This window comes from Cytobacillus gottheilii (assembly GCF_018582665.1).
In the GTDB taxonomy this organism is placed as follows: Bacteria; Bacillota; Bacilli; order Bacillales; family Cytobacillaceae; genus Cytobacillus; species Cytobacillus gottheilii.
The window spans coordinates 1,238,723-1,254,772 of record NZ_CP071709.1 but is presented as its reverse complement, the minus strand read 5'-3'; the positions used below and the strand labels follow the sequence as shown (position 1 = coordinate 1,254,772).

Annotated in this window: 17 protein-coding genes; 9 read left to right on the top strand and 8 right to left on the bottom strand. The window is 39.6% G+C overall.

The window, feature by feature from the left end:
• The first annotated feature begins 280 nt into the window (after window positions 1–280).
• The 5 genes from vanR (at window position 281) to vanT (ending at window position 6,133) form a co-directional block, all read left to right on the top strand.
• Window positions 281–985, top strand: a complete 705-nt coding sequence (vanR, locus tag J1899_RS06185) for a VanR-ABDEGLN family response regulator transcription factor (RefSeq protein WP_214478082.1) — start codon at window positions 281–283, stop codon at window positions 983–985.
• Window positions 978–2,072 carry a vancomycin resistance histidine kinase VanS gene (gene vanS, locus J1899_RS06180; RefSeq protein WP_425514997.1) on the top strand — a complete coding sequence of 365 codons (1,095 nt, stop codon included), beginning with the start codon at window positions 978–980 and terminating at the stop codon, window positions 2,070–2,072. Before vanR ends, vanS begins: the two co-directional genes overlap by 8 nt.
• A gap of 133 nt (window positions 2,073–2,205) precedes the next feature.
• Window positions 2,206–3,258: a D-alanine--D-serine ligase VanG gene (gene vanG, locus J1899_RS06175; protein ID WP_214478081.1), complete on the top strand. Its 1,053-nt coding sequence runs from the start codon at window positions 2,206–2,208 to the stop codon at window positions 3,256–3,258.
• Window positions 3,255–4,022 carry a D-alanyl-D-alanine carboxypeptidase family protein gene (locus tag J1899_RS06170; protein ID WP_214478080.1) on the top strand — a complete coding sequence of 256 codons (768 nt, stop codon included), beginning with the start codon at window positions 3,255–3,257 and terminating at the stop codon, window positions 4,020–4,022. Before vanG ends, J1899_RS06170 begins: the two co-directional genes overlap by 4 nt.
• Entirely contained in the window at window positions 4,019–6,133 is a 2,115-nt protein-coding gene (gene vanT, locus J1899_RS06165) for a serine racemase VanT catalytic subunit (protein ID WP_214478079.1), read from the top strand. The genes J1899_RS06170 and vanT overlap by 4 nt, the downstream gene beginning before the upstream one ends.
• A gap of 425 nt (window positions 6,134–6,558) precedes the next feature.
• Here the strand turns inward: vanT and J1899_RS06160 are convergent, their stop codons facing one another.
• From J1899_RS06160 to J1899_RS06130, 7 genes are all read right to left on the bottom strand, one after another.
• Window positions 6,559–7,560, bottom strand: a complete 1,002-nt coding sequence (locus J1899_RS06160; protein WP_214478078.1) for an HAAS signaling domain-containing protein — start codon at window positions 7,558–7,560, stop codon at window positions 6,559–6,561.
• Window positions 7,544–7,894 carry a PadR family transcriptional regulator gene (locus J1899_RS06155; RefSeq protein WP_214478077.1) on the bottom strand — a complete coding sequence of 117 codons (351 nt, stop codon included), beginning with the start codon at window positions 7,892–7,894 and terminating at the stop codon, window positions 7,544–7,546. Before J1899_RS06155 ends, J1899_RS06160 begins: the two co-directional genes overlap by 17 nt.
• 156 nt (window positions 7,895–8,050) lie before the next feature.
• On the bottom strand, window positions 8,051–8,275 hold the full coding sequence (locus J1899_RS06150) for a hypothetical protein (RefSeq protein WP_214478076.1): 225 nt from the start codon (window positions 8,273–8,275) through the stop codon (window positions 8,051–8,053).
• A gap of 73 nt (window positions 8,276–8,348) precedes the next feature.
• Complete coding sequence (locus tag J1899_RS06145) at window positions 8,349–8,693, bottom strand: DUF6176 family protein (RefSeq protein ID WP_214478075.1); 345 nt, start codon at window positions 8,691–8,693, stop codon at window positions 8,349–8,351.
• Complete coding sequence (locus tag J1899_RS06140; RefSeq protein WP_066448401.1) at window positions 8,690–9,106, bottom strand: GNAT family N-acetyltransferase; 417 nt, start codon at window positions 9,104–9,106, stop codon at window positions 8,690–8,692. The genes J1899_RS06145 and J1899_RS06140 overlap by 4 nt, the downstream gene beginning before the upstream one ends.
• Window positions 9,107–9,375: 269 nt before the next feature.
• Window positions 9,376–9,723: a short-chain dehydrogenase gene (locus tag J1899_RS06135; protein ID WP_214478074.1), complete on the bottom strand. Its 348-nt coding sequence runs from the start codon at window positions 9,721–9,723 to the stop codon at window positions 9,376–9,378.
• Window positions 9,724–9,752: 29 nt separating this feature from the next.
• Window positions 9,753–11,477 (bottom strand): ABC transporter substrate-binding protein, encoded by a 1,725-nt coding sequence (locus J1899_RS06130; protein ID WP_214478073.1) that lies wholly within the window; start codon window positions 11,475–11,477, stop codon window positions 9,753–9,755.
• 101 nt (window positions 11,478–11,578) lie between these two features.
• On the opposite strand from J1899_RS06130, the gene J1899_RS06125 reads away from it, so the two are divergent.
• Entirely contained in the window at window positions 11,579–12,151 is a 573-nt protein-coding gene (locus tag J1899_RS06125; RefSeq protein ID WP_214478072.1) for a non-canonical purine NTP pyrophosphatase, read from the top strand.
• Window positions 12,136–13,338 (top strand): MFS transporter, encoded by a 1,203-nt coding sequence (locus J1899_RS06120; RefSeq protein WP_246586599.1) that lies wholly within the window; start codon window positions 12,136–12,138, stop codon window positions 13,336–13,338. Before J1899_RS06125 ends, J1899_RS06120 begins: the two co-directional genes overlap by 16 nt.
• 109 nt (window positions 13,339–13,447) lie before the next feature.
• On the opposite strand, the gene J1899_RS06115 is transcribed toward J1899_RS06120, so the two are convergent.
• Window positions 13,448–13,951, bottom strand: a complete 504-nt coding sequence (locus J1899_RS06115) for a hypothetical protein (RefSeq protein ID WP_214478071.1) — start codon at window positions 13,949–13,951, stop codon at window positions 13,448–13,450.
• Window positions 13,952–14,230: 279 nt separating this feature from the next.
• Between J1899_RS06115 and J1899_RS06110 the strand changes: the two genes are divergently transcribed.
• A complete protein-coding gene (locus J1899_RS06110; RefSeq protein ID WP_214478070.1) occupies window positions 14,231–14,950 on the top strand; it encodes a hypothetical protein in 720 nt (239 codons plus the stop codon).
• Between the two features lie 78 nt (window positions 14,951–15,028).
• Complete coding sequence (locus J1899_RS06105; protein ID WP_214478069.1) at window positions 15,029–16,027, top strand: DUF3231 family protein; 999 nt, start codon at window positions 15,029–15,031, stop codon at window positions 16,025–16,027.
• The last annotated feature ends 23 nt before the right edge of the window (window positions 16,028–16,050 follow it).

Below are 16,050 nucleotides of genomic sequence, written 5' to 3'. Positions count from 1 at the left end.
CTAATCATTCGGTTTTTTTATGATTATAAAATTTATTTTATTCACTTGAGTGAAATGGAGCGGAGGACACTCGACTCCTGCGGGCAATAGAGGAAAAGGTGAGACCCCGCAGGCGTGCCAAGGAGGCTCACCTTCCTCCCCGCGGAAAGCGAGAGTCCGCAGCGCAGGTGGAACCGGGCTTGTTTAAATGTTCTATTTCAATAATTACTGCTCCCGCTTCTCATTCTCCTAAAAATGATTTAATCTATAGTAGTTCAGTAAGCTGTTTGAGGTGAAAAAAATGAATCCTATATTAGTTGTAGATGATGAAAAGGAAATTGCCGATTTAGTAAAATTTTATTTAATGAATGAAGGCTATGATGTCCATGTCTTTTATGAAGGCAAGCCGGCACTTGAATATATACAGAATCATGAGCTCGAGCTTGCGATTTTAGACGTAATGCTGCCGGATGTGGACGGGTTTTCAATCTGTCAAAAAATCCGAGAGAATCACCATTATCCTGTGATTATGCTGACGGCAAAAATTGAAGACATCGACAAAATCACCGGGCTCACATTAGGTGCTGATGACTACATAACAAAGCCGTTTAATCCGCTGGAAATGGTGGCTAGAGTGAAAGCGCAGCTGCGCCGCTATAAACGCTATAATTCAAATAACAGCAGCACCCCTGTGCCCGAGGCTGCTGCAAAGGAACACGATTTCTCCGGCTTAATCATTAATCAGGACACCCGTAAATGCACGCTCTATGGAAAACCACTCTCTTTAACGCCGATCGAATTCTCGATTTTGTGGCATTTATGTGAAAACAAAGGCAAGGTGGTTTCCTCAGAGGAACTGTTTGAAGCTGTCTGGGGCGAGAAATATATTGATAACAACAATACTGTGATGGCCCATATTGCCCGTTTACGGGAGAAAATGAAGGAGCCATCAAGAAAGCCAAAGTTTATTAAAACGGTATGGGGGGTTGGCTATACCATTGAATAGAGAAAGTGCTCCAAGCAGCGGATTAACTGGCAGGATGTTCACGAAATTTTTCTTTGCAATCTTTATTTTTTCAGTTGGTTTAATGACATCTATTATTGCGGCTTATTTTATCTATAGCAATTTTGTTTGGCAGCCAAATGATTTGATCTATCTCCTGTTAAGTCCTGTTCGCAGTAACCCCCTTCCTTTTATTCTAATCACATGGATGATCGGGATTGTCGGCATCTTTATGTATTTTTGGAGAAAAACGCTCAAGTACGTAGATCAGATTGTAGAAGCAAGCAGGCTGCTTGCTTCAGACAATAGTGATTATATACGTCTGCCAGCTGAATTAAAGCAAGTGGAAGAACGAATGAATAGCACCAAGCAGGATTCGATCCGCAATGCAAGGCTGGCAAAAGAAGCAGAACAGCGCAAAAATGACCTTCTCGTCTATTTGGCTCATGATCTGAAAACACCATTAACATCGGTCATTGGTTATTTAACATTGCTTCGGGATGAGCAGCAAATTTCAGAAGAGCTGCGGGAAAAATATTTATCGATTTCATTAGATAAAGCCGAACGACTTGAGGATTTAATTAATGAGTTCTTTGAGATTACCCGTTTTAATTTGACACAGCTAAGTCCTGAAATGAGCCATATTCATTTAACTAGAATGCTGCAGCAAATTACTTTTGAATTTAATCCCCTACTCGCAGAAAAGAACTTAACCTGCCAATTAGAGATTGAAGACAATCTGGAAATCTCCTGCGACGTGAATAAAATGGAACGGGTTTTTGATAACTTAATCCGCAATGCGATTAATTACAGCTATGAAAATAGCGCTATCATCATTCGTTCAGAAAAGGATCAAAAACATTTACACCTTCATTTTATTAACAAAGGTCCTGTCATTCCGAAAGATAAGCTGGAGCGCATCTTTGAACAATTCTATCGATTGGATACGTCTCGCGGAACAAAATCAGGAGGAGCCGGACTTGGCCTTGCAATCGCCAAGGAGATCGTAGAACTGCACGGCGGCACGATCTCTGCACAGAGTGAGAATGAGACAGTTGAATTTATCGTCACACTTCCACTTACACCGTAAGAAAATCGTAAGAATTACAGAAGAAAAACGTATTATTTCCTTGAAAATAAACGAAAAAATAACACTTTTTGTTTTAGTACGATGTATGTACAGAAACAAAAAGTGTTTTTTTATTTACAAGGAGGAAATCAATATGGAAAAAATGATCGTTGCTGTTCTGTTTGGCGGCTGCTCGAATGAATATGAAGTATCTCTGCAATCTGCATACTCTGTCATTACACATATGGATCCTGAAAAATATGAAAAAGTTTTAATTGGCATCACAAAGGAAGGACGCTGGTACCGATATTACGGCAGTGCAGAAAACATATTAAATGATACATGGTGTACTGATGAAACAAGCTGTACGCCTGCGATCTTTTCGCCAAATCGCTATGAGAATTATTTATTAGAAGAGACAAATGGACAAGTTGTTAAAACGATGATTGACCTGGTATTCCCTGTTTTACATGGTAAAAATGGCGAAGACGGAACACTGCAAGGATACTTAGAGCTAGCTGGAATTCCATACATAGGCTGCGATACCTTGTCTTCTGCCTTGTGCATGGATAAAGACCGCGCTCATAAATTAGCAGCACTCGAAGGGGTACGCACCCCAGCTTCCGTAGTATTTTCAAAGTCTGCGTTAATAGAAGAAATCATTGCAGAAACTAATCAGCTGAAGCTGCCGCTTTTTGTTAAACCCGTTAAATCTGGCTCCTCCATCGGAATTACGCTTGTTAACGAAAGAGACGAACTGCCCAGTGCTGTTGCCGAAGCTTTTTCTCATGATGAGCGCGTTATTATCGAAGAGTTTATTGATGGTTTTGAAGTTGGATGTGCTATTTTAGGCAATGATGACCTCATAGTCGGTGAAGTGGACGAAATAGAGTTAGAAACTGGCTATTTTGATTTTAAAGAAAAATACAGTCTCACTACTTCAAAGATTCATATGCCAGCCCGCATCGACGAAGATCTGAAAGCAAAAGTAAAAGATACAGGCATTAAAATCTATCATGCCCTTGGCTGCTCTGGTTTGGCACGGGTGGACATGTTTATTACCCCAAGTGGCGAGATTGTCTTCAATGAAGTGAACACTTTTCCAGGTTTCACAGATCACAGCCGTTATCCAAATATGATGAAGGGCATTGGATTAACGTTTTCCGAAATCATTGACAAACTAATCCAATTGGGGCTGGAGCGATGAGAAATATTACGCTGCAGAAAAACGATATGTATAAAGGCTATTTACTGCTTGTAAATCGCCATAACGGACTAAAACAAAGACAAGCCCACGATTCACCTGCACTTGTGCCCTGTCTTGAAAACGTTGAATCCATTTTACTCGAACGAAGGGCCGCTGCCTCATTAACACAGCTTCTTGAAAAAGTAGAAGCACGGGGAAAAATTGTGCCAGTTAGCGGTTTTCGAAGCAAAGAAGAACAAGAACAATTATTCCAGGATTCTCTCATTGAAAATGGCAGAACCTTTACAGAGCAATATGTCGCCTATCCAGGCTGCAGCGAGCATGAATCTGGTCTTGCCATTGATTTAGGGGAAAATACGGATGAAATTGATTTCATTCGTCCTTCTTTTCCATACACAGGCATCTTTGGTCAGTTTCGCAAACTAGCAGCAGACTACGGTTTTATTGAGCGCTATTCCAGCGGCAAAGAAGAGATAACAGGCATCTCACACGAACCTTGGCATTTCCGCTATATCGGGTACCCGCACGCAAAAATTATGAATCATCATAATTTCTGTCTGGAAGAATACATTCAGTTTCTTTCCGATTTTCCGCAGCATGGCCAGCATTATACATTTAGTGAAAAGGGCAAAAACTTCGAGATATTTTATGTAAGAGCAATAGATCAGGAGACGATCATTCAAATACCAGAGGATTGCTTATACCAAATCTCTGGAAACAATGTAGACGGCTTTATCGTGACAGTTTGGAGAAATTCTTTATGAGTAAAACAGGGTCGCTTGATTCCTTTAGATTAATAGCTGCTTTTCTTGTAATTGCAAACCATACATCACCGCTTCTTTCTTATGGAGAGAATGGTGATTTTATTCTGACGCGGATTACTGCCAGGGGCGCTGTTCCCTTTTTTCTCATGGTCAGCGGGTACTTTCTCTATAAATATATCGAAAACGGCAATAATACTTATATTTTTTCTTTTTGTAAAAAAATCGCCCTTTTATATGTTCTTTCTATTTTGTTATACCTCCCGCTGAATTTGTATGCCGGTCATTATGAGGCTGCAAATTGGGGGCAGGAATTGATTAAGGATATCATCTTTGATGGCACCTTTTATCATTTATGGTATTTCCCTGGACTGATTTTAGGTGTGATGATTGTTGCTTTTCTAGTTCGCAAAATAGGACTAAAATTCACTTTTTTCATCTCTCTTATTCTTTATGTTATTGGATTATTCGGTGACAGCTATTATGGAGTGACGGAGACGTTTTCCAGCTTAGAAGCATTTTATGAGGCGGTTTTCACTCTATCAGATTATACTAGAAATGGCGTTTTTATGGTGCCGATCTTTTTAGTAATGGGAATGCTGATTTATAAAGGGAATCATGCAATTCCTTTTCAGCGAAATCTTCTGTTTTTCGTTATCTCTTTTTCTTTGCTGATACTTGAAGGATTGCTTCTGCATGCCCTTGAGCTTCAACGGCATGACAGTATGTATATCATGCTCATTCCAGCAATGTATTTTCTCTTTAGAAGCCTGCTGCAAATTCGCGAAAAAAACAGTAAAGACCTTCGTTCGATCTCGACGATTATGTATATCATCCATCCGTGGATGATTGTGCTTGTCCGTTTAACGGCAGAAATCTTCAACCTTGAAAAATGGCTTGTTGAAAATAGCCTTATGCATTTTATAGGAGTCAGCTTTCTCTCGTTTGCTGCGGCAAGAATAGCAACGATTGTCTGGAAAAGACGAAAAAAGATAAACCCGCCGCCAACGAGCAGAGCGTGGGCAGAAATTGATTTACAGGCACTTAGAGGAAATGCAAGACAGCTGAAAGGGATATTGCCGGAGAAAACAAAACTAATGGCAGTGGTAAAAGCAAATGCCTATGGTCATGGAGCAGTAAAAATAGCAAAAGAACTATCGGACTCAGGAATAAATTCATTTGCCGTTGCAACTTTAGCAGAAGCAATCGAGCTTCGGAGAAACGGCATTAAAAGCAATATTCTTATTTTAGGGTATACCCCCGCTCAATCTATTAGGATTATCAAAAAATACAACTTTACACAGACAGTGATTGGACTTGAGCATGCAAAGGAGTTAAACAAACATGCTGTACCCATCAGCGTTCAGATTAAGATAGATACGGGGATGCACCGTTTAGGAACAGATGCTTCACAGCTTGCAGAGCTGAAAGAAATGTATAACTGCAAACATTTAACGATAACCGGTGTTTTTTCACATTTAGCAGTATCAGATAGCCTAGATCCAGATGATATAGCATTTACGAATAGACAAATAGATAGATACAACCAAACCATTCAATGGCTTGAATCACAGCACCTTCCTGTCGGACACCAGCATATTCAAGCTAGCTACGGCATCTTGAATTATCCTCATTTACAGTATGATTATGCTCGTGCAGGGATCACTCTTTATGGAGTCCTAAGCCAAAATGATAGGGTTAATACGAATGCTCAACTAAAACCCGTATTATCTATTAAAGCTAGAGTTGCAATGGTAAAGACCTTGCACACTGGGGAAGCGCTCGGCTATGGAAGAGCCTTCACCGCTGCAAGCACAATGAAAACAGCGGTCATCACAATTGGCTATAGTGACGGAATTCCAAGAAATATGGCAAACGGACATGTCCTCATTCGTTCGCAAAAAGCGCCAATAATCGGCCGGATCTGCATGGATCAGCTACTGGTGGATGTTTCAGAAATTGAAGGAGTGCAAGCAGACGATATTGCAACATTGATTGGCAGAGACGGATCACAGCAAATCACTGCAGAAGACGTTGCGGAGTCATGCGGGACAATTACGAATGAATTATTGAGCAGACTTGGGGAGCGGCTGGGGTATGTTTTTAAAATATAATTTAGTAGCAGTCTGTACTTTATAATATTAGATAAGACTAAATTGATAACCTTAAATCAAACAAGCCCGTTTCACCTGAGCTACGGACCCTCGCTTTCCGTGGGGAGGAAGCTGAGCCTCCTCGTCGCGGGACGCTCCTGCGGGGTCTCACCTTTTCCTCTATTGCCCACAGGAGTCGAGTGTTCTTCGCTCCATTCCACTCATGTATTCAGAAATATTTTTAAGGTAACATAACAAAAAAATCCACTTCTTAACCATTCGGATATAAAGTTTAATTAATCATCCCAGTCCATACCTCTTGGAATTTAAAGAGTGTGTCGTATGCTCAGTACCGGATAAATGATCACCACTAACTTCTAATATTCTGTTTTTCTCGTGCATTTCATTCCCTTTATTAAGAAAATAAGAGGGAGCATCCCCCCCTCTTACTTAATCCTCGCCTTCCGAAATCCATCAACAATGCTAATAACAGCAAATACAAGAACAACAACGAATGTAATACTAATGAAACTAAATTGAAGCTGTGTGCTTGAGTAAGAAAATGTATTGGCCATATTATTAAAAAATTCCGTTTCGAATAGGTTTGGATTAAGGAATAAGATTAATAGTACAATCATTGCTGCTGACTCGACAATCAGATTAAAAATCGCCAGCCTATTCGTCCAATGTCCTTTTACATATTTATAGAGAGCAAGCCCCGCTTCTAATGCAATAATGGTTACTACCAATGGCCAATATCCTATGAGTACATCTTGATGAAAGAGCGGCTGTACAAACTCCAGGCCATTTCCTCTATTTTCAAATCTTCCAATCAGGTGATCGGCATTGAAATAGAAAGCTGCCCAGATCGCTGTCCAAATAAAAGCACCAAATACCTCTGCTTTTGAGATGCTCTTCTTCTTTGGAACATATGTGATTTGCTTTAAATCTTCTGGAGTCAATTTACTCAAACTGTTCGTTAGCGGGTCTGTACCTTTGCTTGTGTCTGTTCGTTCAATGATTGCAAAAACAATCGTCATCCAAAAAAAGACTCCAACACCAACTTCTAATAACGTTATAATTCCCTTTGTGATCAGAGTCGTGATGAAGTTGACGAAATCTTGCTCTCCATTATATTGAATAAAATAAGAGGCAACCATTGTTATAAACGATACAACAACCGCGATTGGCAAAATCATTTTTAATAGTGAAATATAGAGGTCATAATACCGTGGACCAATTAAATACATAGGCTGATCCCGATAACCTCCCGCCAATGCTACTGGGTTTCCCAGTTTTTCGAGAACTGCCTTTACGTCTTCCTCTTTATACTCATCAGGCAGCATATCCTCAATTGTCGACCGAAGTTCTAATGCAATGTCACTGCGATTTTTTTCCGGTAATCTTCTTGTGACTTCCTGGATGTAAATCTCAATCAGATTTTGCATTGTCTTCCTCTCCTTTTAATAAGTCATAAAGCTCCTTGGAACTTTTCAGCCATTCTTTTCTTAACTCTGTATAAATTTCCTGCCCATAATCACTGAGAACATAATATTTTCTCGGTCTGCTTTCAGATGTATCCCAGCTGCTTGTAACCAATTCCTGTTTCTCCAGACGGCGGAGCAGCGGATACAGCGTACTTTGATCAATATTGATGCCTGATTCCTCGAGTAATTGGACAAGTGAATAACCGTATTGCGGTGTCTGTAATTGACTTAAAACGGCTAATGTCAAAGTGCCTCTTCGTAATTCGGTTGTTAAAGAAAGTAACAGATTGCTCATTCACTCACCTCACTGCATTTATGCTGTATGTTATACACTATATGGTTTATACTATGTATCATACACTATTGTTGTTACGATAACAATTCATTTTTTGTAAATATAGGAAAAAAAGAACGCTGCCCTGAATCGGATCGCGTTCTTTACCTTCTATATTCAAACTTCTTCGAAGAAATCATATTCATGTACTTTGAAGTATTGGATATTTTGTTTAATAATGACTAAATCGTCTGAAATTGCTATGACGGGACTGCTTAAATCGTCTACAAAATGTTTCATAATCTTGTCTCTTGCGCGCACGAGAGAAGATGCTTCGATGAGATGCCCGATCTCACCGTTATTTAAAATAAATGTCACTTCATATTGCTTTTTCTTCTTCATTAAGATGTCCCCCTCACTATAACTATTCTCCATTCTAATACAGCTGTATGTTGCTTCAAAATGATAAGCACAGTTATTTCATACAATTTCTTATCTTCTCTGGAATCATGACAACCTCTGTACTCAGGTCAATCGGTTTAAAGGTTTCATCAATGCATTCTTCCCAAAACTCTAAATGCTTCTTGTCAATCCAATGCTGAGAATTATCTACTTCTATTCCCCCGCTTCCTTGGACAGAATACCAGTACAAATACTCCACACCATTGAGCAGCTCTCTGAAAATGGTTTCGACGTACATCTTTTCACCTTCAAGTGTAACGAGCACGTCATCCATATGCTCATTCAGAAACTGAAGCCATTCATCCACACGTTCTGATTTGCCTTGTTTCACTCTGAACCTTGTCAATTCTACATTCATTTCGTTACCATCCTTTTACTTCCAGATTGATGATCGTAATTTCTTACAATCATGCCGTTTGTTTTCATCATTTTGAATTGATTATAAAAAGGCACCACGTCATCATCGCAGCATAAATCGATCATATAAATATCCCTAAGCTCTTCAAGCATGATATTTACTAATTTCGTTCCAATACCCTTGTTTTTATAGTCAGGCAAGACTTCAAGCAGCGGAATGTAAGCAGATAGAACTCCGTCACTAATCGCCGTTATAAAACCAACGACTTGATTTCCATCTAAAGCTACAACTACTTTTGTGCTATTTTTTAAGAGCTGTAAATGGGTTTCTGAGCTTGGCGGATTTGGCCAGTCCACGAAAAACCCTCCTAACATCTCAGCTGTAATTCCATTAATATCAGTTTTAAACATCATTTTAGATCCACTCCTATTTTGTTTATAAACACTTGTTGGAGCGGATTTATTAAAAATAAAGCAGCAAAATAAGCCCTCCTATTTTGTAAGCAATCTATTAACCTATTCGGAATGAAGATGCATTTTCCTTCATTTGGTCTCCTTTTTTTAAACAAAAGAAGCCATCACCTCTCTAGGCAATGGCTTCTTTTCTATAAAAAATGTCATCCGGTCAAAATACAATGAACCGCTTAATCTCAAGGGAGTTATCTCCCTGCTCTTGTTTAACGTTAAACGCCAAAATGAATCATATATCTCTTTTCTTCTATCGCCTGCAGGATTTTGGCTGCTAAATCAGCTAGATCACCAGATTCCTTAAAGTCTTTCGAAGAGGTCACTTTCTCATAAAAAAGCTGCAGTGATTCAGGCGGGATCAGCGTAATTCCCCACATAGCCAGACCAAATTCTTTTCTCTTAAAAGAATGAAAGTAAGTTTTCATGATTGATAGTTCTGCTGCAAGATTTTGAATAAAATCATCATCAACAGAAATGCAGTTATATTGTTCCGGCTCATAGTATATGTATTTTTTCTCTTTGTCAAACACATCAAGAATTCCGAATTCATGTACTAAGGGCATCCTTGGTCTTCCTCTCTATTCGTTCTTTTTCAGGCTTCATACCATAATTTCGTAAAATCAATCCATCCTAGCGCATTAAATGATACACCTTTAACATCATGGTGATAAAAGGCGAATTGATTTAACCGGTAAAGATGAATATGCCCGTTTTGTTTCAGTATTTTATTTTCTAAAGATAGTAAATCTTCATCATTCACAGCTTTCGGGAGATGATGTTTTAACAAGCTGTGATTTCCCCTGAATGCTGAAAGATAGGTATATACATCACTTTCATCACCGATTTGTTCACCGAGGAGAAGATCTGCTTCTTTGTGTAATTCTCGCTTATGCAATTCAGTATACGTGTAAAATTTGAGTTCTAATTCTATCCCTTTAGTCCGTAAAACCTTCTGAATCCACTTTGCATCTGCTTCATTCCCTGCTCCAACATAACTAATCAAGGTAAGCGTTTCCCCTTTGTAACCACTTGCTGCTAGAGCCTTTTTACCAGCCAATACAGATCGTTCCTGATTCTTTTCTTCAAACTTTTTTAATATGCGAGACGCTGTTTTAAAGCGTGAACCTCCTAATTCCTCGATTAGTTTTTCCGGTGATAAAAAATGAAAAATAGCTTCTCTTACATAGGCATTTTCAGCAAGAATCCCTTTATGCAAATTTAACGTAAGCAGCTTGCTTCCCTTATCAAGCATCGTATACTTTTTAAATTCCTGAACCTTTCTCCCCTGATAGGGATAATGGTAAAAGTTCATATCTTCATAATTGGAAACCGACTGCAGATCAGCAGCATTGTCATAAAGCTGCGGGAAAAAGTATAGTGTGATCTCGTCAAGAAAAGGCCGTCTTAAGAAGTAGTCTGAAAAGACGGTTAAGACCAATTTATCTTCCGTATTTTCACTGATTTTATATGGTCCTGTTCCTACTGGTAACTCACTAGTTACCGGTACATCCTCCGGCAAAATGCTTCCGCCTAATGAGGAAGCTAAATACAGGAAAGATGGGCAAGTGTCAGCAAACACAAATTGAATTGTATACCGATGATTAACCTGTACATCTTCCAGACCATCTAGGATCCATTCATAAGCGGATCTATTTTCACGATGGCGGATAAAACTATAACGGACATCCTCTGCTGTCATTTCTTTTCCATGATGAAAAAGGACAGCTTTTTGCAGATAAAAGGTCCATTTTGTATAGTCTTCATTATGTTCCCAGTGATGAGCCAGATACGGCAGAAACTCATCATTTTCCTGATTATACGTAACGAGCGTACTAAAAATATGACGCATAATATGATTTTCGGAACGTCTGTTAACTTTTGCCGGATCAAGAACAGGAAGCGGCCGATAAGAAGGGAAATGCAATCGTGCAAGCTTACCACCTTCAGGACCGAGCTGTTTGCCGAGGTACGTATGAAACACCCAATCAACGAATTCACGCTGCACAGATTCTTTTACTCCATATTTTTTTAACAGGTTGATTCCTGCATCAATGGAAGTAGGTGTTAACATGCTTTTCGCTTCGTCCACAACAAGGTGATCCACATCTTTCAGAAGCTTTATACTGGAAAGATTCCCTCTCCCCTTCCCTGGCTTCCACTCAATCCAATTCTGCTCCTCTAACTTTCGGAGAATGATTTTGGCATTTCGGTAGGTGCATGAAAGCATCTCTGAAAGGTCTTGAACCGTTATCTTTATCTCATTATTTGTTTCTTTTAAGCTTTGAAAAAGGATATCATAATGCTCTAATAGCTTCATATTCCAGCTCCTCCTGATAAAAGGGGAAAAACAATAAGAACTATTATACACTTTTTTTCCTCTTTTCAAAAAGTACAATGAATAACAGGAGGTTGATATATATGAAAGTGATCGTTGCATCTTGGAATCCATCCAAGGTAAAGAAAATCAAACATTTTTTGAGTGAGGTACCCATTGAGATCACTTCACTATCTGGTGAAATAGAAGATATTGAAGAAACAGCTCTTACGTTCGAAGGAAACGCAGCATTAAAAGTGGAAGCGGTCAGAAGTCATTTTCCAGAAGACATTATAATAGGAGAAGATTCTGGTTTGACGATTGATGCTTTAGAAGGTTTTCCCGGCGTTAAAACAGCACGTTTTTCCTCTGGCAGTGATGCTGATCGGGCAGAGGTGCTGTTGGAAAAGCTAGCCTATGTTCCCTTAAGCAAAAGGAAAGCCCAATTCCACAGCAGCATCAGCGTTTCTTTTCCAAACGGCGAATCTGCAGAGTGTCACGGAATCATGCCTGGCTGGATCAGCAATAGAGATAACACAGAAATCCAAGGATATGGGGATATTTTTTTATTAAGTAATGGGAAAGTTCTTTCTGAAATTGATGATAGCTCCTTTAATCATCAGCACCAGGCTTTATTTCAAGCAAAGCAGCATATCCTCGAATGGCTAAAACGATGACTGCAGCTAAAAAGAAAGTAATTGGAATCGCCGCAATTACAGGAGCGGCACTGCTGGGAGATTCCATGCTGATCATCGCGCTGCCTGTCTACTGGCAGGAGTTTAGACTAACCTCCCTATGGCAAATTGGTCTCCTGCTTTCAATCAACCGATTTATTCGCCTGCCTATTAATCCATTAGTGGGATTGTTTTATCAAAGGTTTGAGCTTCGAACAGGTGTATTGCTTGCATTGCTGATTGCTGTTGGCACCACGGCAGGTTATGGATTTTTCAATGAGTTTTGGCTGCTGTTCCTCATGCGGCTGTTATGGGGAGTGGCCTGGTCCCTTCTGCGCCTTGGCGGATTCCTGACTGTCGCAGAGGCTGCAACAGAAGATAATACAGGCAATCTGGTCGGCTTATATAACGGTCTTTGGGGAATCGGCGGACTTGTTGGCATGCTCGGCGGAGGTTTACTTGTTGATCAAACTTCTATTTTGTTTGTGACTTCCTTATTTGCTGCTATAGGTCTTGTTATGGTGCCGGCAGTATTTATTCTGATTCCACTTTCTAAAGTTGAACAAGAGGAACCTGCGCAAGTGAAGGCATCAAAAAACTGGCTTACCGTTGATAGCGGATTTATTTTAGTGACGGGTGCGATGGTTGGTTTCATTATATTTGGGCTTTTTGCTTCTACCCTCAGTACATCTATTGAAGCACATTATGACATTGAGTGGAATGCTGCTGGATTGACGGTTGGGGCGGCTACGCTGGCAGGCATTATCCAAGCCTTGCGTTGGGGCTGGGACCCTTTTATCGCTCCGAAAATTGGCAAGATGATTGATTCAAGCAAAACACCGGTATTATTCATTATTATTCCAGCACTTATTGGAGCTGTTTTGCTTTTCGGCTTAGGCTTTGTGCAGAATATTGTGCCACTGCTTCTGCTGCTGTTATTATTTCAGTTCTTTTCCACAGTTTTTGTGACAACCGCTGACACCTTAGCCGTAAAAACTGCCAGTCAAACACATAAAGTAAAAGTCATGACCGCCTACACTATAGTCGTTGACGTTGGAGCGGCACTTGGACCGCTAATTGCTTTTGTTTTACTTGGTACATATGAACTTGCAGTCGTTTACTACTTAGCGGGCTTGATGTTTTTGTTTTTGGGGATTGGGTGGGTTTGGAAGCAGTTGAAGCAGTTTTGAAGCAGTCACAGTGACGCCCCGAAATTGCTCGAATTTTGTCGGCACAAATACGCCTCTTGGCAGTGAAAAGAAATCTCTCCTGCCACGAGGCGTGTTGTTTTCATTATTGCTATTCAGTAAAAGGTAATAACTCAGGTTCCTGCCTTTTCCCTGTTCGAAAACCACGTTCAATCAAATATTGAAAACCATATAATAGGAATGCCTTGTAGAAAAAGTAGAAGAAAAACTGGACATGATTGATCCGATTTAAGCGATAATATTTTATCTGTTTTGCCATATATGTTAATGGGAATGCAAAGAAAGCACTTATACCAGCGTTGAGCAGAATAAAAGGTTTGAAATCACCATATGTTTTTTTCAATGTCCACAGAGCCAGCATAAGAAAAGGACCAATTTGATAAGGGAATTCTCCAAAGAAATACGATTTCGGTTTGTTATAGAAAACCCACCATCTCTTCTTTTTCCCATGTGCAGCGTGTAGCTTCTCAACTAATAAAATTAGGATGGATGCCGGCAAATACTTTTTAATACTTTCTTTGCCGAAAAGAAGTATGATGAACCATGACAATCCAATCATTCCTACATTTAAAATTACATGATTTTTCTTCTTCATAATGATCTCCCTCGTCCATAGCATGATTCAATATCTTTATTAAAATAACCAGTCGTGAGGAAGATATGTATTAGCAGTCACTGTGACGCCCCGAAAAAACTCGAACTTTGTCGACGTAAATACGCCTCTTGGCAGTGATAGATCCTCTCTTTTGCCAGGAGGCGTTTTATATTGTCTAATGATTGGTGAAATAAGATGGTTCCTCTCCCTGCTTTGTTTGATTTTTAAACAATTGGTGAATAGCACTTATAAAAGTATCAAACAAGGGAGGTTATACATATGGAAATGCTGCTTAGCTTTATTTTTGCACTAGGCTTTACCCTGATTCACTATTTTTCAAAGTATATGAGGTTTGTTAAGGCTATTCCAAGAAGCCGCTTTCTTTCAGCTGCCGGCGGTGTGGCTGTTGCTTATGTGTTTATTCATCTACTGCCAGACTTGAACAAGCATCAGCAGGTTCTAGAAGAGGCCGCACGTCCAGGATTGTTTCGTTTCCTTGAGAATCACGCCTACATTATTGCACTGCTGGGACTTGCTTTATTTTACGGACTTGAAAAAATGGTTAAAAACTCTAAGTCGAGTCAAAACGAGCAAACAAGTCCAGGTGTATTTTGGATTCATATCACTTCCTTTTTCTTATACAATGCACTGATTGGATACCTATTGGTCAGAGAAGAATTCGAAAGTGTTTGGGGGATGTTCTTTTACTTTTTGGCACTGGCCGTACATTTCGTGACGAATGACCATAGTTTGCGCAAAGATCACCAGGATATCTATGACCATTATGGCCGCTGGGGATTAACGTTTGCCATTTTGATCGGCTGGACCGTCGGCGCCTTTGTAAAATTGGAAGAAGTCTATATCTCCCTCCTTACCGCATTTTTGGCTGGCGGCATTGTGCTGAATGTGCTAAAAGAAGAGCTGCCTGAAGAACGGAAAAGCAGCTTTGCTGCCTTCTTTTTAGGGGTGGTTGGGTATACAGCACTGCTCTTAGTTTAAAGAATTTAGCTGAAAACAAACTCTCCGCTCTGATTATATTTTTTCATTATAAGGAAATATTATCGGAGAGGTGAATATATGAAAAATGAACAAATGAAGCTTACCTCTTCTGAGATTGGCTCTCTGTGGGGAGAGTACATAAATGGTACAGCGACAGATATTGTTAATAAGTATATGTACTCTATAATTGAGGACGAAGCAATTAAGGCGATTTTTCATGAAGCGATCCAAACATTTGAAAGTCAGAAGGAACTAATTAAGACTTTTATTGAGAAAGAAGGTTTTCCTGTACCGATCGGATTTAATGAGACCGATTTGTTCCCAGGTAAACAGCGATTATTCACAGATGCATTTTGCTTGAATTACTTAAATATTATGACCCTGCACGGCTTATTAGGACATAGTACCTCTTTAGGCGTCTCTGTCAGAAAAGACTTAAGACAATTCTATGATTCATGCGATGACGCTGCCAAAGATATGTATCACAAAACAACTGATCTCTTGCTTGAAAAAGGTCTATTTCAGCGTGACCCGTTATATTATGCCTATGACCACCCCACTTTTATTTCCAGTAAGGATTTTAAGGATGGCTTCTTTGGCAAAGGCAGAACCCTTTCAGCAATTGAAATTATCAGTATTTCTTTAAACCTCAAAAAAAGCATTATGGCCAAAACGCTCTCTATAGCGTTTAGTCAGATCGCACAAGCAAAAGAAGTGAAGAAATTTCTGCGTGACTCAGAAAAGACGGCCGATGGACAAATCAAAACACTTGCAAAAATACTGCAAGCAGATAATCTGCCTGTTCCAAAATCATGGGAAACGGAAGTTACTCAATCGAACGATTCTCCATTTTCCGATAAATTAATTATGTATCATACGGGATTCTTATTTCAGGCAGCGCAAAACTATCATGGTGCAGGTTTGGCATCATCAATGAGATCCGATCTAATCGCCACTTACGAAGCAACTATTTTACAGAACCTTCTAGTTACAAAAGATTGGTTTGACATTATGGTCAAAAACAAATGGCTAGAACAGCCACCCCTTGCACCGAATAGAAAAGAAATTTCGAAATAACCCTAACTACGAGCCCTTTCTGG

Coding starts and splice junctions, on each gene's coding strand:
- vanR (WP_214478082.1), top strand. CDS start 281: ATGAATCCTATATTAGTTGTAGATGATGAAAAGGAAATTGCCGATTTA.
- vanG (WP_214478081.1), top strand. CDS start 2,206: ATGGAAAAAATGATCGTTGCTGTTCTGTTTGGCGGCTGCTCGAATGAA.
- J1899_RS06170 (WP_214478080.1), top strand. CDS start 3,255: ATGAGAAATATTACGCTGCAGAAAAACGATATGTATAAAGGCTATTTA.
- vanT (WP_214478079.1), top strand. CDS start 4,019: ATGAGTAAAACAGGGTCGCTTGATTCCTTTAGATTAATAGCTGCTTTT.
- J1899_RS06160 (WP_214478078.1), bottom strand. CDS start 7,560: ATGCAAAATCTGATTGAGATTTACATCCAGGAAGTCACAAGAAGATTA.
- J1899_RS06155 (WP_214478077.1), bottom strand. CDS start 7,894: ATGAGCAATCTGTTACTTTCTTTAACAACCGAATTACGAAGAGGCACT.
- J1899_RS06150 (WP_214478076.1), bottom strand. CDS start 8,275: ATGAAGAAGAAAAAGCAATATGAAGTGACATTTATTTTAAATAACGGT.
- J1899_RS06145 (WP_214478075.1), bottom strand. CDS start 8,693: ATGAATGTAGAATTGACAAGGTTCAGAGTGAAACAAGGCAAATCAGAA.
- J1899_RS06140 (WP_066448401.1), bottom strand. CDS start 9,106: ATGATGTTTAAAACTGATATTAATGGAATTACAGCTGAGATGTTAGGA.
- J1899_RS06135 (WP_214478074.1), bottom strand. CDS start 9,723: ATGCCCTTAGTACATGAATTCGGAATTCTTGATGTGTTTGACAAAGAG.
- J1899_RS06130 (WP_214478073.1), bottom strand. CDS start 11,477: ATGAAGCTATTAGAGCATTATGATATCCTTTTTCAAAGCTTAAAAGAA.
- J1899_RS06125 (WP_214478072.1), top strand. CDS start 11,579: ATGAAAGTGATCGTTGCATCTTGGAATCCATCCAAGGTAAAGAAAATC.
- J1899_RS06120 (WP_246586599.1), top strand. CDS start 12,136: ATGGCTAAAACGATGACTGCAGCTAAAAAGAAAGTAATTGGAATCGCC.
- J1899_RS06115 (WP_214478071.1), bottom strand. CDS start 13,951: ATGAAGAAGAAAAATCATGTAATTTTAAATGTAGGAATGATTGGATTG.
- J1899_RS06110 (WP_214478070.1), top strand. CDS start 14,231: ATGGAAATGCTGCTTAGCTTTATTTTTGCACTAGGCTTTACCCTGATT.
- J1899_RS06105 (WP_214478069.1), top strand. CDS start 15,029: ATGAAAAATGAACAAATGAAGCTTACCTCTTCTGAGATTGGCTCTCTG.